General features: G+C 68.4%; 21 protein-coding genes and 2 pseudogenes. 10 read left to right on the forward strand and 13 right to left on the reverse strand.

The window, feature by feature from the left end:
* Window positions 1-42: 42 nt before the first annotated feature.
* The 3 genes from C5E10_RS12660 to C5E10_RS12670 all read right to left on the reverse strand — a co-directional run bounded on the left by C5E10_RS12660 (window position 43) and on the right by C5E10_RS12670 (window position 3,665).
* Entirely contained in the window at window positions 43-1,473 is a 1,431-nt protein-coding gene (locus tag C5E10_RS12660) for a dihydrolipoamide acetyltransferase family protein (protein WP_104331937.1), read from the reverse strand.
* Window positions 1,474-1,506: 33 nt separating this feature from the next.
* A complete protein-coding gene (locus tag C5E10_RS12665; RefSeq protein WP_104244172.1) occupies window positions 1,507-2,472 on the reverse strand; it encodes an alpha-ketoacid dehydrogenase subunit beta in 966 nt (321 codons plus the stop codon).
* A 62-nt stretch (window positions 2,473-2,534) separates the two neighbouring features.
* Window positions 2,535-3,665 (reverse strand): thiamine pyrophosphate-dependent dehydrogenase E1 component subunit alpha, encoded by a 1,131-nt coding sequence (locus tag C5E10_RS12670; protein WP_258063975.1) that lies wholly within the window; start codon window positions 3,663-3,665, stop codon window positions 2,535-2,537.
* A gap of 189 nt (window positions 3,666-3,854) precedes the next feature.
* Between C5E10_RS12670 and C5E10_RS12675 the strand changes: the two genes are divergently transcribed.
* Complete coding sequence (locus C5E10_RS12675; protein ID WP_104243893.1) at window positions 3,855-4,277, forward strand: phage holin family protein; 423 nt, start codon at window positions 3,855-3,857, stop codon at window positions 4,275-4,277.
* 9 nt (window positions 4,278-4,286) lie between these two features.
* Here the strand turns inward: C5E10_RS12675 and C5E10_RS12680 are convergent, their stop codons facing one another.
* The gene (locus C5E10_RS12680; RefSeq protein WP_104331938.1) at window positions 4,287-5,753 is read right to left on the reverse strand and encodes a hypothetical protein; all 1,467 of its coding nucleotides are present in this window, start codon (window positions 5,751-5,753) and stop codon (window positions 4,287-4,289) included.
* Window positions 5,750-6,103 (reverse strand): hypothetical protein, encoded by a 354-nt coding sequence (locus tag C5E10_RS12685; protein WP_104331939.1) that lies wholly within the window; start codon window positions 6,101-6,103, stop codon window positions 5,750-5,752. The genes C5E10_RS12680 and C5E10_RS12685 overlap by 4 nt, the downstream gene beginning before the upstream one ends.
* 198 nt (window positions 6,104-6,301) lie before the next feature.
* On the opposite strand from C5E10_RS12685, the gene C5E10_RS12690 reads away from it, so the two are divergent.
* Together C5E10_RS12690 and purB are read left to right on the forward strand one after the other, a co-directional pair.
* Window positions 6,302-6,856 carry a low molecular weight protein-tyrosine-phosphatase gene (locus C5E10_RS12690; protein WP_308471370.1) on the forward strand — a complete coding sequence of 185 codons (555 nt, stop codon included), beginning with the start codon at window positions 6,302-6,304 and terminating at the stop codon, window positions 6,854-6,856.
* Window positions 6,853-8,235 (forward strand): adenylosuccinate lyase, encoded by a 1,383-nt coding sequence (gene purB / locus C5E10_RS12695; RefSeq protein WP_104331940.1) that lies wholly within the window; start codon window positions 6,853-6,855, stop codon window positions 8,233-8,235. The genes C5E10_RS12690 and purB overlap by 4 nt, the downstream gene beginning before the upstream one ends.
* 30 nt (window positions 8,236-8,265) lie before the next feature.
* On the opposite strand, the gene C5E10_RS19195 is transcribed toward purB, so the two are convergent.
* The 8 genes from C5E10_RS19195 to C5E10_RS12735 form a co-directional block, all read right to left on the reverse strand.
* A complete protein-coding gene (locus tag C5E10_RS19195; protein WP_181062756.1) occupies window positions 8,266-8,739 on the reverse strand; it encodes a hypothetical protein in 474 nt (157 codons plus the stop codon).
* A gap of 7 nt (window positions 8,740-8,746) precedes the next feature.
* Window positions 8,747-9,400, reverse strand: a complete 654-nt coding sequence (locus C5E10_RS12705; RefSeq protein WP_146080269.1) for a hypothetical protein — start codon at window positions 9,398-9,400, stop codon at window positions 8,747-8,749.
* A gap of 131 nt (window positions 9,401-9,531) precedes the next feature.
* A complete protein-coding gene (locus tag C5E10_RS12710) occupies window positions 9,532-10,191 on the reverse strand; it encodes a response regulator transcription factor (RefSeq protein WP_104331942.1) in 660 nt (219 codons plus the stop codon).
* Window positions 10,188-11,456 carry a histidine kinase gene (locus C5E10_RS12715; RefSeq protein WP_104331943.1) on the reverse strand — a complete coding sequence of 423 codons (1,269 nt, stop codon included), beginning with the start codon at window positions 11,454-11,456 and terminating at the stop codon, window positions 10,188-10,190. Before C5E10_RS12715 ends, C5E10_RS12710 begins: the two co-directional genes overlap by 4 nt.
* A gap of 68 nt (window positions 11,457-11,524) precedes the next feature.
* Window positions 11,525-12,754, reverse strand: a complete 1,230-nt coding sequence (locus C5E10_RS12720; protein WP_104331944.1) for a serine hydrolase — start codon at window positions 12,752-12,754, stop codon at window positions 11,525-11,527.
* 106 nt (window positions 12,755-12,860) lie between these two features.
* Window positions 12,861-13,109 carry a hypothetical protein gene (locus tag C5E10_RS12725; RefSeq protein ID WP_104331945.1) on the reverse strand — a complete coding sequence of 83 codons (249 nt, stop codon included), beginning with the start codon at window positions 13,107-13,109 and terminating at the stop codon, window positions 12,861-12,863.
* Between the two features lie 84 nt (window positions 13,110-13,193).
* Entirely contained in the window at window positions 13,194-13,721 is a 528-nt protein-coding gene (locus C5E10_RS12730) for a GNAT family N-acetyltransferase (protein WP_104331946.1), read from the reverse strand.
* A 220-nt stretch (window positions 13,722-13,941) separates the two neighbouring features.
* Window positions 13,942-14,256, reverse strand: a complete 315-nt coding sequence (locus C5E10_RS12735; protein ID WP_146080270.1) for a sigma factor — start codon at window positions 14,254-14,256, stop codon at window positions 13,942-13,944.
* 290 nt (window positions 14,257-14,546) lie between these two features.
* Between C5E10_RS12735 and C5E10_RS12740 the strand changes: the two genes are divergently transcribed.
* The 7 genes and pseudogenes from C5E10_RS12740 to C5E10_RS12770 all read left to right on the forward strand — a co-directional run.
* Window positions 14,547-15,449, forward strand: coding sequence for an ATP-binding cassette domain-containing protein (locus tag C5E10_RS12740; protein WP_104331948.1), 903 nt, complete (start codon window positions 14,547-14,549; stop codon window positions 15,447-15,449).
* Between the two features lie 30 nt (window positions 15,450-15,479).
* Window positions 15,480-16,301 carry an ABC transporter permease gene (locus C5E10_RS12745; RefSeq protein ID WP_104331949.1) on the forward strand — a complete coding sequence of 274 codons (822 nt, stop codon included), beginning with the start codon at window positions 15,480-15,482 and terminating at the stop codon, window positions 16,299-16,301.
* 57 nt (window positions 16,302-16,358) lie between these two features.
* Window positions 16,359-17,576, forward strand: a complete 1,218-nt coding sequence (locus C5E10_RS12750) for a sensor histidine kinase (protein WP_104331950.1) — start codon at window positions 16,359-16,361, stop codon at window positions 17,574-17,576.
* Window positions 17,573-18,253: a response regulator transcription factor gene (locus C5E10_RS12755; protein ID WP_104331951.1), complete on the forward strand. Its 681-nt coding sequence runs from the start codon at window positions 17,573-17,575 to the stop codon at window positions 18,251-18,253. Before C5E10_RS12750 ends, C5E10_RS12755 begins: the two co-directional genes overlap by 4 nt.
* Before the next feature lie 503 nt (window positions 18,254-18,756).
* Window positions 18,757-19,737, forward strand: a complete 981-nt coding sequence (locus C5E10_RS12760) for a hypothetical protein (RefSeq protein ID WP_146080271.1) — start codon at window positions 18,757-18,759, stop codon at window positions 19,735-19,737.
* A gap of 102 nt (window positions 19,738-19,839) precedes the next feature.
* Window positions 19,840-20,373 (forward strand): annotated as a pseudogene (locus C5E10_RS12765) (integrase core domain-containing protein); the annotation flags it as partial.
* A gap of 24 nt (window positions 20,374-20,397) precedes the next feature.
* Window positions 20,398-20,580 (forward strand): annotated as a pseudogene (locus C5E10_RS12770) (response regulator transcription factor); the annotation flags it as partial.
* Window positions 20,581-20,938 lie beyond the last annotated feature (358 nt).

Consider the following 20,938-nt stretch of genomic DNA (forward strand, 5'->3'; position numbering starts at 1 on the left):
GGCGGGGACGGCCGGGCGGGGCTCGGCGCGGCCAGCCGGGGCTCAGTCGAGCAGCAGCGCAGGTTCCTCGACGATCGTCGCGACGTCCGCGAGGAAGCGGCTCGCGACGTCCCCGTCGACCAGGCGGTGGTCGAACGAAGCGCCGAGCGTCGTCACCATGCGGGGGCGAACTTCGTCCTCGAACACCCACGGCTTCAGCTTGATCGTGCCGAGCGCGAGGATGCCCACCTCGCCGGGGTTGATGACGGGCGTGCCCGTGTCCATCCCGAAGACCCCGATGTTGGTGATCGTGAACGTGCCGTCGCGCATCTCCGTCGGCGGTGTCTTCCCGTCGCGGGCGCGATACGTGAGCTGCTCGATGGCCTGCGCCAGCTGGTGCAGGGTCATGGCGTGGGCATCCTTGATGTTCGGCACGATGAGCCCACGCGGGGTCGCGGCGGCGAGGCCGAGGTTCACGTAGTGCTTGACCGTGTACTCCTCGTCGGTCCACGCGGCGTTGACCATCGGGTTGCGGCGGATCGCCCACATCACGGCTCGCGCCACGATGAGCAGCGGCGACACCTTCACGCCGGCGAAGTCGGGCGACGCCTTGAGGCGCTTCACGAACTCCATCGTGCGCGTCGCGTCGACGTCGGTGAAGAGCGTCACGTGCGGTGCCGTGAACATCGACGAGACCATGGCGTTCGCCGTGGCCTTGCGCACGCCCTTGACGGGGTGCTTCTCCTCGCGGACCTCGCCCCAGATGGGGGTCTCGAGGTTCTTGAAGACACTCGCCTGCTGCGCGTGTCGGATGACGTCGTCGCGGGTGGTCTCACCGGCGAGCCCGGTCGGCTCGACCTGCGACAGGTCGACGGCCAGGTCTTTCGCGAGCTTGCGGATCGGGGGCTTCGCGATGATCGGCGACGCGGATGCGGCGGGCACCGACCCTGGGCGAGCCTGCGTCCGTGCCGCCCCAGGCGCTGGAGCGGGAGCCTGCGCCGCCGGGCGGTGCGACGGCTGGGCCGGTGCGGGGATCTGCGCGGGGCGCGTCGGCTGGGCCGGGGCGGCGGACTTCTTGCGGCGACGCGTCGTGGGCGCATCACCGAGTCCGTAGCCGACGAGCACCGAGTTGGCGCCGGACTCGGCGCCCTCGCTGGAGACGGTGGAAGCCGCATCCGCCTGTGCCGCATCGAATTCGAGGTCGGCAGCCGGTGCCTCCGGGGCGGCGGGCACCTCAGAGCTGCTCACGGACCCAGCGGTCTCGATGGAGAGGATGTGCTTGCCCACGTCGACGGTCTGCCCCTCGCTCGCGAAGAGCTCGACGACGCGCCCCTCGAAGGGGCTGGGGAGCTCGACGATCGACTTGGCCGTCTCGATCTCGCACAGCGTCTGGTTCAGCTCGACGCTGTCGCCGGCCTTCACGTGCCAGGAGACGATCTCGGCCTCGGTGAGTCCCTCGCCGACGTCGGGGAGTTCGAAGTTCTCGGTGCTCATTGGTGTGCTTGCCTCTATCTGTGCGGGCTTGGTTCAGTACTCGAGCGAGCGGTCGACGGCTTCGAGGATGCGGTCTGCGTCCGGCAGGTAGCTCGCCTCGAGCTTCGCTGGCGGGAAGGGAACGTTGAAGCCCGACACGCGAAGCACGGGCGCCTCGAGCGAGAAGAACACTCGCTCCTGCACGGTCGCGGCGATCTCGGAGCCGATGCTGGCGTTCGAGGGGGCTTCCTGCGCGATGACGAGGCGACCCGTCTTGCGGACGGACTCCACGATCGGCGCGTAGTCGATGGGGCTCAGCGAGCGGAGGTCGATGACCTCGAGGCTGATGCCCTCGGCCTCGGCGACCGCCGCCGCCTGCAGCGCTACCGCGGTCATGGCGCCGTGCGCGACGAGCGTCACGTCGGTGCCGACGCGGGCGACTCGGCTCGCGTGCATCCCGGCAGCGGGGGCGGCGAGGCTGACCTCGCCCTTCTGCCAGTACTTGCTCTTGGGCTCGAAGAACATGACGGGGTCGTTGCTCTTGATGGCCTGCTGGATCATCCAGTACGCGTCGTTCGGCGTCGACGGGGAGATGAGGCGGAGTCCGGCGGTGTGCGCGAAGTAGGCCTCTGGGCTCTCCTGGTGGTGCTCGACGGCGCCGATGTGCCCGCCGTAGGGCACGCGGATGACAACCGGCATCTGCAGGCGGCCCTCGTTGCGGTTCGTGAGCTTCGCGAGCTGTGTCGTGATCTGGTCGAAGCCGGGGAAGATGAAGCCGTCGAACTGGATCTCGCACACGGGCCGGTAGCCGCGCATGGCGAGGCCGATGGCGGTGCCGATGATGCCGGACTCCGCGAGCGGGGTGTCGAGCACGCGGTTCTCGCCGAAGTCGCGCTTCAGGTGCTCGGTGACGCGGAAGACACCGCCGAGCGTGCCGATGTCCTCGCCGAGCTGCACGACCTTGTCGTCGTCCTCCATGGCGCGGCGCAGACCGGCGTTGATGGCCTTCGCGAGCGGCATGGTGACCGTCTCCGGCGCATCCGTCTCCGACTCGGGCGTTGTGGTGCTCGTGGCGACGTCGGTCATCGGGCTGCCTCCTGGCTCGCGTTGTCATCGAAGGACGCCTCGTACCGGCGCAGCCACTGCTTCTCTTCCTCGAGCTGCGGATGCGCGTCGCTGTACACGTTCTCGAACATGGAGTCGTTGTCGGGCTCTTCGATCTCGAAGACGCCGCGGCGCACGTCGGCCGCGTAGTCCTTCGCTGCCTCGTCGACGCCGGTGAAGAAGTCCTCGCCCACGTCCTGCGCGCGCAGGTACGCGCCGAGGCGGGCGATGGGGTCGCGGCGGCGCCACGACTCCTCCTCGTCCCTCGTGCGGTACTTGGTGGGGTCGTCCGTCGTCGTGTGGGCGCCCATCCGGTAGGTCTCGGCCTCGATGAAGCCGGGGCCACCGCCGGCGCGTGCCCGCTCGAGGTGCGCGCGCGTGACGGCGAAGCTCGCCATCACGTCGTTGCCGTCGATGTGCGTCGAGGGCATGCCGAAGCCGCCCGCGCGCTTGTAGAGCGGGTTGTTGGCCTGCACGGAGACGGGCACGGAGATGGCCCATTGGTTGTTCTGCAGGAAGAAGACGAGCGGCACCTGGTAGCTCGTCGCGAAGATGTAGGCCTCGTTGGTGTCGCCCTGGCTGGTCGCGCCGTCGCCGAAGTACACGACGGTCGCCTCGTCCTTGTCGAGGTCGCCGGTGCCGGTGGCGCCGTCGAACTTCTGGCCGAGCGCGTAGCCGGTCGCGTGGAGGGTCTGCGAGCCGATGACCAGCGTGTAGGGGCGCACGCCATGGCCTTCCGGCGACCATCCACTGTGGGTCACGCCGCGCAGGAGGCGCAGCACGTCGACGAGGTCGACGCCGCGCACGAAGGCGACTCCGTGCTCGCGGTAGGAGGGGAAGACCGCATCTTGCGGGCGCATGGCGTAGGCGGAGCCGATCTGGGCGGCCTCCTGCCCCTCGGCGGGGACGTACAGGGACAGCTGTCCCTGGCGCTGCAGCATGGTCGACTCACGGTCGAACGCGCGCACGTAGCTCATGTCGCGGTAGGCGCGAAGGTAGTCCTCCGTGGTGAGCAGCTCAAGCTGCTCCAGGAAGGGCTCGGCGGCCTTCGTCGGCTTCACCTCTCCCTCTGGAGTGAGGATCTGCACGGTCTCGTCGCCTGGAGTCACGTCGTGTGGCGCCTTCCTGCTGTTCCGATCTCGCATGCGGTTGCCCGAGATTTCGCCAGTCTAGTTCTCCACCCCATGGCCGTTCAGGAGAAATCCTCCAACAGTTCGGGCCGACCCTGCACGGCATCGACGACACGAGGCGGGCGAGCGCCCCAGCCGCTTCACCGCAGGATCGGGGAGAATGGGGGAATGCGAGCCATCTTGAGCATCCTCATCAACGCCGTGGCCCTCTGGGTCGTGACCCTCATCCTGCAAGCGCATGTCCAGGTCATCCCGTTCGAGGAGTCGACCTGGGGCGTCATCGGCACGCTCGCACTGTTCGGGCTGATCTGGGGCGTCGTGAACGCCGTGGTCGGCGGGGTCGTGCGTGTCGTCGCGTTCCCCCTCTACATCCTCACGCTCGGCCTCATCTCGTTCATCGTCAACGGCTTCCTGTTCTGGCTCGTCGGGGTCATCAGCGACAGCATCGGCTTCGGCATCGAGGTCTCCGGCTTCTGGTGGGCGGTGCTCGCAGCGCTCATCATGTCGGTGGTCACCGCGGTGCTCGGCGGCTGGGTGCGCGGTGCCGACTCGAAGCTCAAGAGCGATGAGCGTCGTCGTCGGGAAGCCTGATCGAGGCGTTCAGATCTTGATGTCGTCTGGCTTGAGGTTGCTCGTGATGGGCGCGAACTTCTCCTCGATGAGCCGATTCACCTCGTCGATGGCCTCGCCGGACTCCGGAAGCGGGTCGAGCCGGTCAACCGTGTAGAGCCTCGACTCGTCGAGCTCGAAGCCGTCGTAGACGTCGAGGAGGTCCGTGCGTGCGGCCTCGAGAGAAGGCAGCACGCTCGCGTCGGCGATGCCGGCGGTCTCGAGGTAGCGCGTCTGCGCGTGGGCGGCGAGAGGGTCGTCGCCGAACGGCGTCACCGCATCGGCATCGGCGAGCACGACCGTCGAATCCTCGCCGTCCGGGGCGAGCCCCTGCAGGCCGACGATCGGGTCTTCCCGGTGCTGGATCTCGATGATCGGGGCTCTGCTCCCGGGCGACGCATCATCGCCCCGACCATCAGCCTGCTGGTGCTGCAGCTGCGCCCTCAGGCGCTCGGCATCGATAGGACCCCCGATCGAGACGAGGCCCTTCGTGTCGAACCTCCCCAGCCCGGCGATCGACGCCGCGACGAGCGCACCCTGCGAGTAGCCGGCGAACACGACGGCGTCGCCCGGCTCGATGCCCGCCTCTGCCATCGCCGCGAGGACGGCGGACACCGACTGCGAGTCGATCCCCGCGTACGCCGCGAGGTTGCCGGCCAGGTCGAAGGGGTTTCCCGTCGTGCCGTACGACTGGTTCGAGGTGCCTGTGATCGCGACCTCGTAGAGCTGAGCTCCGGTCGCGTCGACGTAGCTCGTGACGCGAATCTGCGGCCCTCCGTCGGCCGAGGGCGGGATGGCGGCGACCAGCGACTGGAGTCCCGTGGGAGCCGCATCCCTGCCATCGAGCGGAGCGCTGGCGCTCCCCACCCTGAAGCGATCGCTCGGGGTCAGCCCCGCCACACCTGCCCCGGCGAGCGCCCACGACACGAGACTGCTGCCGTCGGCGCCGGGGACCGGCGGGAGGCCGAGCATCCCGAGCGCGAAGTCGTCGGCGTTCTCCACGGTGACGCGGATGAGCTCCTGCACCCGCGGGTCGCTCAGCGTCGGAGCCTCCCCCGCAAGAGCCGCGAGCGCCGCGATTCCAGCAGCCGGGCCGAGGAGCGCGACCGTCAGCGGCAGCGAGCGTCCGAGGAAGTTGGCGGCGCTTGCGCCCGCCGCTTGGACGACGGCCGCGGAGACCGCCTCGGCCCGCTCGTACAGCTCGGCGGCAAGCTGGATGCGCTCGCCCAGCGAGGACAGCTGGGTTTCGAGCGGCGCCCCTCCGAAGAACGCGACCTCGGCCTGCGCCGCCGCTGCAGCGAAAGTGAGGCCCGAGCCGCTCAGCCATACGGACGGCGGCATCCACTCCTGCCCGGCGAGGATCGTGCGGAGCGCTTCGAAGTCGACGGCGAAGAGCCCGGCGCGCACGGCGACGGCGCGGACATCGCTGGGTCCGACGACGACAAGCTCGCCGCTCATCGTGCCCCCAGTGCCTCGAGCTCGAGACCCAATGCCCCATGCGCTCGGCGGTACTCGGCCTCGGCGAGCCCTGCGGCGGTCGCGACGAGTCCGATCGCATCGGCGAGGAGCTCGGCCTCGATGGCAAGGCAGCGCTGCGCTGGCGAGCTCCACGCGTCGGAGACCGCGAGCAGCCTGAGGCCCGTGCAGATATCGGTGGTGCCCGAGCCGAAGGCGTGCAGGGCGCGAGCGTTGTCGAGGGCGATGACCTGCAGGGCTCGGATGATCTGCTCCCTCGCGGCATCGACGAAGGGCAGTGTCGGGCCGATCGTCGACGCTGCGATGGGTACGAAAGACGTGGTCTCTGGCATTCGCGGTGGTCCTCTCGTGCGTCGGAGACTCCGATCCTGCGGCGGCAGGGGAGGCGGCGACGCATGGACGCCCACGGGTGTGGAGGGACGCGCATCCACAGGCCGGATGCCTGCAGAGTGCGGCTTCGCTCCGACGGGCAGCGAAAGAGCGGGTGAACACGCACGCGAACCGGTGCTGAATGCGTGACAATGGGCGTCATGGCGAAAAACAGCAAGGACGCGGTCTTTCGCATCATCTTCGTCTGCACCGGCAACATCTGCCGCTCCCCGATGGCTGAGGTCATCTTCCGCGACATGGTCGAGCAGATCGGCCTCGGCAGCGCCGTGAGCATCAGCTCGGCGGGCACCGGCGAATGGCACGTGGGCGAGAAGGCGGACCCCCGCACCCAGTCCGCGCTCGAGCGGGCCGGGTTCACGGCCGAGAACCATCGCGCGAAGCAGTTCGAGGTCGACTGGTTCGACACGTTCGACCTGATCATCACCTTCGACCGCGGCCAGCGGCGCATCCTCAAGGCGTGGGCCTCCGACGACGAGCAGCGCTCGCTCGTGCAGCCCCTCCTCACCTTCCACCCGGCGCCCCCGGGCGGGATCACGGAAGTCCCAGACCCGTACTATGGCAACGATCAGCTCTTCGACCACGTGCGCGACATGATCACGAGCGCGTGCGAGGAGCTTCTTCGTCAGATCGAGCCGGTCGTCCGGGCAGCGCTGACGGCGCGCGCCGGATCGTCCTCGTCCCAAGGAGCACAATGAGCCCCCTCCCTCCCCAGATGCTGAGCCCCCTCGACTCGCGCTACCGCAAGAGCGTCGAAGGTCTCGGCGAGCACCTCTCCGAGGCCGCGCTGAACCGTGCCCGCGTGCACGTGGAGGTCGAGTGGCTGCTGTTCCTCACCGACCGTGAGATGTTCGGCTCCCACAAGATCGATGCAGACAAGGCCGCAGCACTGCGTGCCCTCGTCACCGACTTCGGTCAGAAGGACATCGACGAGCTGGCCGAGGTCGAGGCTCGCACCCGTCACGACGTGAAGGCCGTCGAGTACTACGTGCGCGCCCGCCTGGAGGAGCTCGGGCTGAGCGAGCTCGCCGAGCTCACCCACTTCGCCTGCACGAGCGAGGACATCAACAACCTCTCGTACGCGGTCACCATCCGCGACGCCGTCACCGACGTCTGGCTCCCCGCGGCCTCCGGTCTCGCGGACCGCATCGCGGAGCTCGCCGGCGAGCTGCGGGATGTGCCCCTGCTGTCGCTCACGCACGGCCAGCCGGCGACGCCCACCACGCTGGGCAAGGAGCTCGCCGTGTTCACGCACCGGCTGCGCCGCCAGCTGAAGCGCGTCGAAGCCACCGAGTACCTCGGGAAGTTCGCCGGCGCGACGGGCAACTTCGCCGCGCACCAGGCGGCGAGTGCCGACACCGACTGGGAGACGCTCGCCGACGAGTTCGTGAGCGGCCTCGGCCTCACCTGGAACCCGCTGACCACGCAGATCGAGTCGCACGACTGGCAGGCCGAGCTGTACGCCGACGTTTCGCGTTTCAACCGCATCCTGCACAACTTCTGCACCGACGTGTGGACCTACATCTCGCGCGGCGTCTTCCGTCAGATCCCGCAGGCCGGTTCGACGGGCTCCTCCACGATGCCGCACAAGATCAACCCGATCCGCTTCGAGAATGCGGAGGCGAACCTCGAGATCTCGAGCGCTCTCCTCGACTCGCTGGCCTCGACGCTCGTCACCTCGCGCCTGCAGCGCGACCTCACCGATTCGAGCGCGCAGCGCAACATCGGTGTCGCGTTCGGCCACTCGCTGCTCGCGCTCGACAACGTGACACGCGGACTGCGCGAGATCGCCGTCGACGAGGAGCTGCTGGCGAACGAGCTCGACGGCAACTGGGAGGTGCTCGGCGAGGCGATCCAGACCGTCATCCGAGCTGAGATCGTCGCTGGTCGTTCATCCATCGCCGACCCGTACGCCGTGCTGAAGGACCTGACGCGCGGCCGCCGCATCGGCAAGGCCGATCTCGTCGAGTTCGTGACGGGCCTCGACATCGGCCAGGAGGCGAAGGATTCGCTCCTCGCCCTCACGCCCGGCAGCTACACGGGCGCTTCGTCGCGTCTCGTCGACCACCTGAGCTGAGCGGGCGCGCAACGCCCGCTCGTTCTCCAGCTACTTGCTGGTCGGGGCCTCGTTCGACGTCGTCTCGTCGAGCGGGGCCTCTTCTGCATCTGCGGGGAGCGCGGATGCGGGTTCCTCGGTCGCCGCGGCCTGCTCCGGTGCGTCGGTGCGCTCTGAGGGCTTCGCTTCGGGTGCAGCCTCGTCGACGACGGGTGCCGTCTCGTCCGTGGCCGCCGCCTGCGTTGCCGCGCGGCTCTGCTCGCCTTCGTCGCTGCGGGAGACGCCCTGCTCTGCGTTCTCGAAGCGGTCGAGGTAGATCTCGTTCTCGGGGTTCGGCGAGTAGGAGAGCACGAGCATCGCGAGCACGAGGATCGAGACGATGAAGGCGACACCGGCGAAGATGATGCCGAGCAGGAAGTCCTGTGTCGTGAGCAGCAGGATGAGGAGCACGAAGCCCGCCATCACGGCGGAGATACCGAGCAGCTCGAAGGGCTTCATGAGCGCGCGGCGCTTGGGTTGTGTCACTGGGGAATCAGGCTTTCTTGGTGAGTTCTGGCTTGGCGGCCGGCGCATCCGCGAGGATGCCGCGGAGGGTGATCCCCTCGATGACCAGCAGCACGCCGAGCACTGCGAGGTAGGCGCCGACGTAGCCGACGGTCTGCACGGATGCGGTGAGGGTGCCCTCGACCTGCTCGATTCCGCCGTAGTCGACGCGGAGGTCTGGCGGGATGATCGCGACGAGAAGTCCGAGGAGCACGGTGACGGCGCCGGTGATGAGCACCTCGCGCGAGAAGAACTTGGTGGCACGGCCCACGCGGGCGCTGATGAGTTCGAGCGCTCCCGTGACGAGGGCCCAGGTGGCGACGGTCGCGATGAACGCGGCGGCGGTCGCGTGCTCGGTCTCTGCGGTGCCCATGAAGAGGGCGAAGCCTCCGGCGAGCGCCGAGACGACGGCACGCGCGAACGTGAGCGCGCGCGCCGGGTGGTCCTTGAAACCGACGGCCTCGAAGCCGATGAGCACGCCGGATGCGAGCGCGAACGCACCGAACGTGATGAACCCGAACGCCGCAGAGTGGTCTTGGGAGAAGGTGATGACGGCGGCGATGATGAGCGCGGGCACGGCGCGGGCGATCATCGACATCCACAGGCGTTCCGGGACTGCTGTAGGCCCCACTTGCATCGTCATCGTTCGCTCCTCACGATCTGCCGCCAGTCTACCCAGTCGGTACCGCACGGCTCCCCGGGGAGGGACGACGTCACCGTGTTGCAACCTGGCAGCCGCCAGGGCGCGTCATCCGCGCTCCGCTGCGACCTTGCTCAGCGCACGTCGAGAAGGCCCGCGCGGATGCCCCAGAGCACGACCTGCAGGCGGTCCCTCGACGCGGTCTTCTGGAGGAGCCCCGCGAGGTGATACTTCACCGTGGTGGGTTCGACGAACAGCTCACCGGCGATCTCCGCGTTGGACAGGCCGCGGGCGAGGAGCCGGAGGACGTCGAGTTCCCGCTCCGTCAGCTCGACCCCCGTCGGCGGGGCTGGCTGAGGCACGGGCCGCCGCCGTTCGGCGAATTCGTGGAGGATGCGCCTGGTGAGGCGCTGGTCGAGCGTCCCGTGCCCTGCGGCGACTGAGCGGACCGCGGCGAGCAGCGTCGCCTCATCCGCGCCCTTGAGGAGGAACCCGGCCGCCCCGGCCTCGAGCGCGGCGAACACGTCCGCGTCGACGTCGAAGGTGGTGAGGATGAGCACCGCAGCGTCGAGCGACGGTTCTGCAGCGATCATCCGGGTCGCTTCGATGCCATCGGTTCCCGGCATGCGGATGTCCATGCAGACAACGTCGGGGCTCAGCTCGCGAGCGAGCCGGACCGCCTCTGCACCGTCGGCGGCTTCGGCGACGACGTCGAAGTCGGGCTCCGCGCCGAGGATCACCGAGAGCCCGGCGCGCACGACCGCCTGGTCGTCGGCGATGAGGATCCGGATCATGAGATCTCCCTGTCTCGGTTCGCGCTCTGGCCCGTGCCGCGGATCGTGAGTGCATTCCGCCACCCGCCGTCGCTCGTCGGTCCTGTGCTCAGGGTCGCGCCCACGAGCTCGGCTCGTTCGGCCATGCCGGAGAGCCCGTACCCCGTCTGTGCGGGCGCGGGTGGCACGACTGCATCCGCTCCGGGCCCGGTTGGCGCGTTCGCGACGATGATCTCCACGCCGTCGTCACCGAACCGCACGCTGACGTCGCTTTGTGCTCCCCGGGCGTGACGTGCCGCGTTCGCCAATGACTCCTGCACCATGCGGTACGCAGCGGCCTCCGTCAGCGGGCCGAGCGGTCGAGGCGCACCGGTGACACGGAAGTCGACGACCTGACCACGCTCCCGCGCGGCATCGACGAGCGTCGCGATCCCCTCCAGGTTCGGGGTGGGGCTCGGGCGCTCAGGGCCGCCCGTGCGTTCGTCGTCGTCGTCGCTGCGCAGCAGTCCGACGGTGCGCCGGAGATCGACGAGCGTCGTGCGTGCGTCGTCCTGGATGCCCTGCATCATGGCTCTCGCCCGGTCAGGGTCGGAGCGGGTCAGGGTGGTTGCCGCCTGCGCGCTGACGATGATGCCCGACAGGTGGTGGCCGGCGATGTCGTGGAGTTCGCGTGCGAGGGCAGTGCGCTCTGCCCTGAGTTCGCCGCGGGCCCGTTCCGCCTGACGTTGCTCGGCCATGCGCGCCTGCTCTCGGAGCGCATCCGTCAAGCGTTCCCGACCGAGCACGTAGTCGGCGATGCCCGCGGGAAGGACGTAGAGGAGCAGGATGCGCAGGAGAAGCGTCGCGGTCAGGACGAGCGGCGCCTCGCGTGACCCGAGCAGCATCGCGACGCCACCGACCGTGGTCGTCGCGGCCGCCCCGACGCCGAGTGCGATGAGCGCCGTCCTGTGGGGCAGCTGCCGCACGACCCGGTACGACGCGATGCCCACGGCGAGCGCGCCGATGCCGAGCTCCCCGGCCGTCGTGCCGAGGATCGCGAGATCGATGCCGACGATCGCCGCGAACACGGGCAGCGGGCGGAAGCGGCTCGGCCACAGCAGCAGCGCCTGGACGGCGATGAGGCTTGCCAGCACCAGCGGCGACCCGGTTCCGGGGACCGACGCGAAGAGGGCGCGATCCCAGGTGCCGATCGCAAGGAATCCGGCGGCACCCGCCAGCACGAGGAGACTGGGCGTCGCAGACCAGAGGGCGACCATCACGGCCGAGTTCCGCGGCGATGAGCGCATGACCCGATTCAACCACGCCGGGTGGTGGCCCCTGACGAGGCCGCCGCCCGGCGCGAACTCGTCATCTGCTACTGCCCGCACAGCGTCTCGTCGAGGGCATCGATGACCATGCGGTACTGCGCGAGAAGCTGTTCGTTGTCGTCGGGCGACACGACCGCCCAGGGCAGTGCGGTGACGGCGATCGTCACGGCGGTGCCGTCCGGGCCGATGGCGTTGCGAGTCTGGGTTCCGGGGATGTCTCCCCCGTGCCCCCAGGCGACTCCGCCGCAGGACAGCGGGTAGCGCTGCAGGCCGAGGCCGTACGCGGCCCCAGGGGTCAGCTCATCCCCGGCGGGGACGGTCGTCTGCATCTCCGCGAGCGCCGCCGCGCTCAAGATTCGGCCGTCGAGGAGGGCGCGCATGAAGGTGTTGAGCTCGGACGGCGTGGATACGAGAGCGCCGGCGGCCCAGCCGAACGCGGGGTCCAGCTCGGAGATGTCCCGGAGGTCGCCGGCCGTCTCAGCGTGGTACCCGCGGGGGTGCTCGCCGCGCAGTTGCCGTTCGCCTGGCGCGGGCAGGTAGGTGTGCTCGAGGCCGAGCGGCGCGACGATGCGCTCGTCGATCTGGGTGGCGAGTGCCCGTTTCGTGACGGCCTCGATCATGAGTCCGAGCACGAGGTAGTTGGTGTTGCTGTATCCCCACCGCTCCCCTGGGGCGAACGCCGCGGGCCGCTCGAACGCGACATCGAGCATGGCCCGGGGAGAGATGTACGTCTCCTGCGCGCCGAACGCGTCCGCCGCGATCTTGTCCGCGTACTCGGGCAGGCCAGCGGTGTGCTGGAGAAGCTGGCGCACGGAGATCTTCGTGCCGTCGACTCCGTCCCCCGTGATGAGACCGGGCAGGTACGTGTCGATCGGCTCGTCGAGGGCGAGCTGCCCCTCATCGGCAAGCTGGAGGACAATCGTCGAGACGAACATCTTCGTGTTGCTGCCGATGCGCACCTCCCCGTCCACGGGGGGTGCGTCCCCCGTGGCGATGTCCCCCTGTCCGAGAGCGAGGTTCGAGGTCCTGCCCTCGCTGTCGGTGACGGATGCGAGCACGCCGGGGTATCCCGCGTCGACGAGCGCCTGCATGGTCGCCTCATGCGGGTCCGGGCTGGCGTCGGCGTTGGCCGCGTTCGACCATGCACCGACGCCGATCGCGCCGGCGGCGAGCACGCCGGCAGCGGCGATCACTGCGGTCGCCTTCCTGGGCTTGCCGCTTCGAACGTTCGTTGCTGGATCGGTGGGGTGTACGGCTGCGGTTCGTTGCGTTTCCATGCATCCAGCGTGACGAAACGCGCCGCTTGGCACCCCATCCTTGCGAACAGTCGCGCCTGCCCACGCGGCCAGTCAGCGACCTTCGGGGCTCCGGGCAGCGCGACCGTCAGGTCGAGGACAGATCAGGTGCAGGGACCGGAGCTGGATGACCGCTTGCGGCCAGAATCTCGTCGACGAAGCCCTGGGCGGTGGTCGCCACGATCTGGAAGTGGTCGCGCTCCGCGGTGGTGCTCTCCGGGCGCTCGACCTTGTCGAGGGCCGCGTCGGCGTACTCCTGGAGTGCGTTGATGAGGACGGAGTGGCGATCTTCGTCGGTCAGGTCGAGAGTCACGAGATGCGGAGTCTGCTCAGTCATCACGGCAGTGTCTCACTCTCTCCCGACTCCAATATGTGCCCCTCGACACCCCCGCGACGCTCCGTGGCGGCGCACATCCGCCGCTCATCGAGTGGAGAAGGCCTCGAGCGGGCGAGCCCATCGCTGCCCGACGACGTCCCGTTCGAATCGCGGGTCGAGCTCCTGAGAGAGCAGGGAGAAGCCGGCGCTCTGGAGGAAGCCAGCGGCCGCAGTGAACTCCCGGGCACTCCAGACCTCGACACTTGGCGCGTTTCGTCTCCGGGCGAAGTCGATGCCAGTCTCGACGAGTGCCCGGCCGATGCCGCGGCGCTGCGCGTCGGGTGTGACGATCAGCAGCCGCAAGAGGGCGGCCTCGCCGTCCTCCCCGGGCATGCAGAAGATGCACCCCACGCGTCTTCCGTCGAGCTCGGCGATCCACGCCCCTTCACGCTCGCGTTCCTTGCCGGCGGCATAGCCCCCGATGGCGTGCGCGACGAGACGCTCGTAGGTGCGGCCATCCTCGAAGGAGTCCGAGAAGACCTTGTGGGTGAGCAGTACCCAGGCGAGGTCCCCGGGCTGGTCGAGCTGGCGAATCGAGTGCTGAGGAGCGGACGGTGCTTCAGGAGAGGTCATGACAGCTTCCTTCGAGCGAGAAGAAGTGGACGGACTCCGGTCAGTGCGTACATTTCCACGTTAGCGTCGACGAGGCCAGGAACGAAGTGCTCAGCAGTGCAGGCCCGGGCCGCCGTAGAGCTGAGCGGCGTCTGGAGCGGGTCCGAACATGCGACAAGGCTAGTAGTCGGGCTTCTGAGCACAACTGCGAGCGCGCACCACCCTCATGACGCGCCAGGGGTCACTCGACGCGTGCCAGCTTCGAGACCGATCGAACCGTCGCGGCCAGGATCGCCTGCCGCGCACGCCCCTGCGGGAGACGAGGCGCGCACTGCCAGATGGTCAACCAGGCGTCGGTGGTGGCTTCTTCTGCTCGATCTTCCCGATTGAGAAGCCTGAGCGCCAGCGCGAACATCGTCGGGCTCAGGGCGTCGTAGAGACGAGACAGCGCTGCACGGTCTCCGGATCCCACGAGCACGAGGTCGGCATTCAGCGTCTCGTCGCCTGACTCCGATCCCCCATCGGCACGTGGCCGCTCCGCCACGATCGTGCTCATCGCGCGCCGCCTCGCATCGGGCCACAGCTCGACGCGCACCGACCTGAGTTCGACATGGTGACCCTCTCTCTGCGAGGGGGTCGGAGCTGGCCGCTCTCCCTCGAGCCCTGCAAATATTTATCTAGTTAACCTAGCTAAATGAGAAGCGGGGTGTCCGCGAGTTTGCTGAGACCGTGACGCGCCGCCTGCCACGACCAGCCGCAGTTCAACCCCTGGTTGGCATCCGCCAGCACCCCTCGTCCGTAGCGTCGTGAGCACGAGACAACCGCTATGACGAGGAGCGCGACGAGATGACGATCGAAGTTGAGGCCCTGACCAAGACCTACAAGGGAAAGCACGCGGTGCGGGACGTGAGCTTCACGGTCCAGCCGGGCAAGGTCACGGGGTTCCTTGGGCCGAATGGAGCAGGCAAGTCCACGACCATGCGCTCGATCGTCGGCCTCGACCACCCCACCTCCGGACGTGCGCTCATCGACGGCACCGAATACCGAGCCTTCGCGGCACCGCTGCGCGAGGTCGGTGCCCTGCTCGACGCGAAGGCGGCGCACAAGTCGCGCACGGCACTGAACTACCTTGACTCGATCGCCGCGACGCACCGGATTCCTCACTCGCGCGTCAACGAGGTCCTCGAGGCAACCGGCCTCAGCGCAGTTGCCCGCAAGAAGGTCGGCGGATTCTCCCTCGGCATGGGGCAGCGTCTCGGCATTGCCGCCGCCCTGCTGGGCGACCCCGCCACGCTCATCCTCGACGAGCCGGTCAACGGCCTGGACCCCGAGGGCGTGACCTGGGTTCGCGAGCTCCTCGCTCGGCTGGCGGCCGAGGGAAGAACGGTCTTCCTCTCATCGCACCTGCTGAGCGAGCTGGCACTCATCGCGGACCACGTCATCATCATCGGCCGCGGCGAGATCATCGCGGACTCGCCGCTCAGCGCACTCACCGAGCAGAACGGCCTCCGCGTGCGCGTTCGCACGCCGGATGCGCGCACGCTCACTCGCCGAATGACGAGCGCTGGGGTGCGGATCATCTCGAGCGAGCCCGACCTCCTCGAAGTGGAAGGCCTCACGGCCGAGCAGATCGCCCGCGCCGCCCACGAGACGGGGGTGCTCATCACCGAGCTGACACCTCTGCGGCAGACCCTCGAAGAGGCCTACAACCACCTCACGCGCGACTCCGTCGAGTACGCCTCGGCCTGATCACGCTTGCTCCACGAAAGGACCATCCCCATGGGCACCACCACCGCTACCACCCCTGCCCGCATCGTGCGCCGGTTCCCCGTGCGGAACGTCAGCCTGGGTGGCGCAGTCCGCTCCGAATGGATCAAGTTTCGCGGGCTGGCCTCGAACAACGTCCTCGCAGGGTTCACGTTCCTCCTCCTGGTCGCCAACGGAATCGCGATGCCCTGGGCGTATGTCTTCCGCGACCGCGGCTCACCCCGGGCGAACTACGACGCGTACCCCGAGATGATCGTCGACAAGACCGGTTACGTCGGCATCGTCCTCGCCGTGCTCGCGGTGCTGATGGTCACGAACGAGTATCGCTCCGGGCAGATCAGCACCACGCTGCTCTCGGTTCCGCGCCGGACACCGGCACTGCTCGCGAAGGCGGCGATCATCGCGAGCGTCGCCTTCGCCATCGGCGTCGTCAGCTCGGCGATCGGGTTCGCGCTCGCACCGCCCATCCTCGCCGGCGGTGGGTACAGCTACGTCCTCGAGACACCAGTCCTGCTCCGGCTGGTCGCTGGCTCAGGCCTCTACCTCGCGGCCATCAGCGTCATCGGCATCGCGCTCGGTGCGATCATCCGCAACGTCATCGCCGCAGTCCTCGCGACGATCGTGTTCCTCATCATCGTGCCCGTGATCCCGCAGATGTTCTCCGAGTACGGCACTGAGATCATGCGCTTCTTCCCGATCCAAGCCGGCTCACTCCTCCTGGCGCCCGCTGGCACCGACCCGATGGGTCCGTGGGTCGGCTCTGCCATCCTGCTGCTCTGGACACTGGGGCTGTTCGTGAGCGCAGCCCTGGTGCTCAAGCGCCGCGACGCCTGAGCACCAGGGCGGGCTGAAAGGGAGAATGAGAGCAGAGCTCGGGAGGGAGGTCGGGGTATGAGTGCTCGCTCATCGCCGCCGGGGGTGGATGCCGCGGAGGTCGATCGCGTCCTCAGCACGCGGCTCCTGCTCTGGTTCAGTGCTCACCCCAGGACGGTCGACGGGATCGTCGCCCTCCTATGCCTGGGCGCCCAGATGCTCGCCATCGTGCTCCCAGGTGCACAGAATCGCTCCGCAGGTCTGCTCCTCGTGCCGCTCGCCTGCGGCCTGCTGCTGTGGCGGCGACGCACTCCCCGGACCATCCTGGTGGCAGTCGCCCTGGTGAGCACGGCGGGCATCCTCCTCCCCACCCCGGTCGCGCTCCTCGGACTGCCCGCCGCAGTCGCGCTGCACACCCTGGCCTCGTTGACTCCCGTCACGACCGCGCTCCTGGGGTACGCCGTCGTGGTGGGGTTGCCCGCGGCGGGCATGCTCGTGCTCTTCCTCACGACGGGTGTCCCCCGTGCGCCGTCACTCCTCGACCCTCTGGCACTCATCGCCCTCGCTCTCGGTGTCGCCGTCCGCAGCGCAGCGCGGCGCCGAGAGGCGCTGACGGAGTTGATGAACCAACGGCTCAGCACGGCGCGGGTCGTGGAGCGGCAGCGTATCTCGGCAGAGATGCACGACATCGTCGCTCACTCGCTCTCGACGATGATCGCCCTCGGCGACGGTGCCTCGAAGGGCTGGGAGACGCACCCGGAGCGGTCAGCCCTCGCGCTCGGGAGACTCGGCGACGTCGGAAGAAGCGCCCTTGCCGACATGAACAGAGTCCTCCAGGTGCTTCGCGAGGAGGACGTGGTCTTGGACAAGAGCCTCCATCGCTCGGGACACAACGCCCCCGAGCTGGAGGAGGTGGTCGAGGCCTTTCGCGGCACCGGCATGCCCGTCACGCTCATCCGCACCGGCGAGGCGATGCCCGAGAACCCGGCTCTGTCGACGACGGTGTACCGGATCGTCCAGGAGTCGCTCACCAACGCGCTTCGATACGCGACAGGAGCCACGCGAGTCGAGGTCAGCATCGACGTCGCAGGTGACACGGTCACGGTGCAGGTCACCGACGACGGTCGCGCCGGCACGCACGCGAGCCAGGCCCGGAGTCAGGGGACCGGCCGTGGTCTGCTCGGCGTAGCCGAGCGCGCCGCGAGCTACGGCGGCATGAGTACAGCTGGCCCACGCCCGGGCGGCGGCTGGATGACAAGCGCCACCCTGCTGATCGACGGGGCAACCCGAACATGACCGTATCCAGTTCGCCGAAGATCAGAGTCCTGCTGGTCGACGACCAGGAGCTCGTTCGGGTGGGCACGGCACTGACCCTGGACACCGCCGACGATATCGAGGTCGTCGGAGACGCCGGCACGGGCGAGGAAGCGATCCGTCGCACCCGGGAGCTGAAGCCAGACATCGTCGTGATGGATGTGCGGATGCCAGGCATCGGGGGTATCGAGGCGACCAGGATCATCACGACCGCGTACCCCGCCACGAGGGTGCTTGTCCTCACCACGTTCGACATCGACGAATACGCCTTCGGCGGCCTGGACGCTGGGGCTAGCGCCTTCCTCCTCAAGAGCACTCCGCCAGACCGGCTCCGCGAGGCAGTGAGGACAGTCCATTCAGGCGACGCCGTGGTCGAACCCAGAATCACGAGACACCTGATCGACCACTACGCCGCCGGCGGATCGCCGCTTGGGCGCTCGAGGGGTCCCGAGAGTGCCGACCCGCTCGACCAGCTCAGCCCGCGCGAGCGCGACGTGTTCGGGTGCATCGTCGCAGGGCTCTCCAACAGCGAGATCTGCGAGACACTCCACCTCTCCCCCGCCACGGTGAAGACGCACGTGAACCGCATCTTCGCCAAGCTGCACCTGCGCGACCGGGTCCATGCGGTGATCCTGGGGCACGAACTCCGCGGGCGTTAGCGGGCGCCGGAGCGATGGCGACCGCTCGGACTCTTCTGGTCGCTGAGCCCGACACAGAGGGGGCACCGGCCCATATGCGCACGCTTCTGTCCAAATTGCGCAGCTGACGATGGGTCGATCCTGCGTTCACTTACACCTGCGTATCTTGGTTTGCTGTCTCGGTCCAGAGTGATCGGCAGTCGGGGGACCACCGACGCCTGGACCCGCCGGTGGAGCTTTCCACAGGTCGACACACGGTGACGCTCTGGGGTGATTCAAGAGCGGCTCCGTTTTCCACGGACGGGATCCACCGGTTCCGCTCCGAGATCGACGAGACGTCGATTTCAACAACCCTGCGACTGAGAGGCACGAAACACATGAATGAGAGAAACCTGGATCCCGCCAGAAGAACCCTGCTCCAAGGAGCCGCTTGGACGGCGCCGATCCTTGCTTCCGCTGTGGCCGTCCCGTACGCCGCAGCATCGACATGCGCGACGACGACCAGGACCTTCGACACTCCGGGCTTGGCGACCACCTTCACGGTTCCAGCAGGCGCGAAGTATGTGGACTTCGAGGTCCGAGGCGCTGGCGGAGGTGCAGGCCAGAATGTTCGCCTAGGGGAGGGTGCCAAGTCCACCGGACGCATCGCACTGCCCGCAAACGCCTCGGCTGCGCAGCGCACGTTCGGGATCGTGGTCGGGCAAGGCGGCGAGGTGAAGAGAGACGGGACGACCGCGTTCGGAGGTGCCGGCTACGGGAAGGGTGGGGCCTCCACGCCCGGCCGTCGGGACTACATCGACGACATCCCGACAGGCGGAGGCGGAGGCGGCAGTGCTCTGCTCGTCGGAGGTGCCCCCCTGATCGTTTCAGGCGGAGGCGGAGGGTCCGCCGTCCGTCATACCGTGGGCGGATCCACGAAGCAGGTCACCGTGTACACCGCACCGGACCAGCTGACCGGGTTCAGCTTCGGCACAGCGAGCGGCGGCGGCGGCAATCCGAACGGGCGCGTGGGAGCGATCGGCGGGGCAAACTCCGATGGCACCGGCCTCGCGGTCAATCCTGCCCTCGCGGGAAACGGCCAGGACGGCGGCCGCCGAGGCGGCGTCAATCACTACGTGGTCGACAACGGCAACTGGGGCCCCGTCACCCGTGTTGAGGGATCCGACGGCCAGAGTTTCGGGTACGGGTCCAACGGCGGCGGAAACGGCGGAGACGGAGCCCGGCGCCTCAGCAACGGTCGGCAGTTCGCCGCCTGCGCTGGTGGCGGAGGCGGCGGGTACGCAGGTGGAGGCGGCGGCGGCATGGCCGGAGCAGTCTTCGGGAGGGACAATTTGCTCTCCATCTCCACGGGATCCGGAGCCGCCGGCTCCACATTCCGAGCGTCGGACTCAGAGGCAGCTTCGCTCGGATACCCGATCAGCGACTACAACCGCACCGCGTCAGGGTTGGGCCCGAACTACGATCGCGGACATGAGGGCCTGATCTCCCTCAGCTGGTGCGCCTAGTTGTACTCGGCCGTGACGTTGATGACGCTTCGGGTCTTGTGACGTGACGAGGCCTCCTGGCTCGATGGAGCTGCCTAGTTCTGCCATCGCCGGGGGGCCTCTATGTCCCACGCTAATGCCCGTCTCACGGTTCACGGTCGGCGGTTGCTGGTCGAGCGGATCGTGTTCGACCGTCGTCCGGCGTCTCAGGTCGCGCGTGAGCTCGGGGTGTCGTGGCAGTGCGCGCATCGCTCCACCACGAAACGCTACGAGCGCCCGAACCCCGGGGACCTGCTCCACATCGACGTGAAGAAGCTCGGGCGTATCCCGGACGGCGGGGGCTGGCCTACGCAGAGATCCACACTGACGAGCAGGGCACCACCGCGGCCGGGTCCTTTACCCGGGCGGCGGTCTCTTTCGCGGAGCACGGCATCACGAGCATCCATCGGGTGATCTCGGACAACGCGTTCGCTTACCGTCGATCGCTCGCGTTCCGCGAAGCGGTCGAGCAGCGCGGAGCGACGCAGAAGTTCATCAAGCCCCACCTGCCCCAGGCAGAACGGGAGAATCGAGCGCTTCAATCGGACCCTCGCGAACGAATGGGCGTATCGCCAGCCCTTCGCGAGCAACACGGCCCGACACGACGCTCTTGCGCCGAACAGCGACCCGCTCAGCCAGCTCAGCCCACGCGAGCGCGACGTGTTCGGGTGCATGGTCACCGGACTCTCCAACAGCGAGATCTGCGAGACACTCCACCTCTCCCCCACCACTGTGAAGACGCACATGAACCGCATCTTCGCCAAGCTGCACCTGCGCGACAGGGTCCACGCGGTGATCCCGAGGCACGAACTCCGCGGGCAGTAGCGGGCGCCGGAGCGATAGCGACCGCTCGGACTCTTCTGGACGCTGAGCCCGACGAAGAGGGGCACGACCTATATGCGCACACTTCGGACCAAATCGCGCAGTCGACAAAGCGCCGAACACCGATTCACTTCTTCCCACATACCTTGGTGACGTTGTCCCGGTCCAGAGTGATCGGCAGTCGGGGGACCTCCGACGCCTGGACCCGCCAGTGGGGCTTTCCACAGGTCGACACACGGTGACGCTCTGGGGTGATTCAAGGGCGGCTCCGTTTTCCACGGACGGGATCCACCGGTTCCGCTCCGAGATCGACGAGACGTCGATTTCAACAACCCTGCGACTGAGAGGCACGAAACACATG

This window comes from Pseudoclavibacter sp. RFBG4 (genome assembly GCF_002931515.1).
In the GTDB taxonomy this organism is placed as follows: Bacteria; Actinomycetota; Actinomycetes; order Actinomycetales; family Microbacteriaceae; genus Pseudoclavibacter.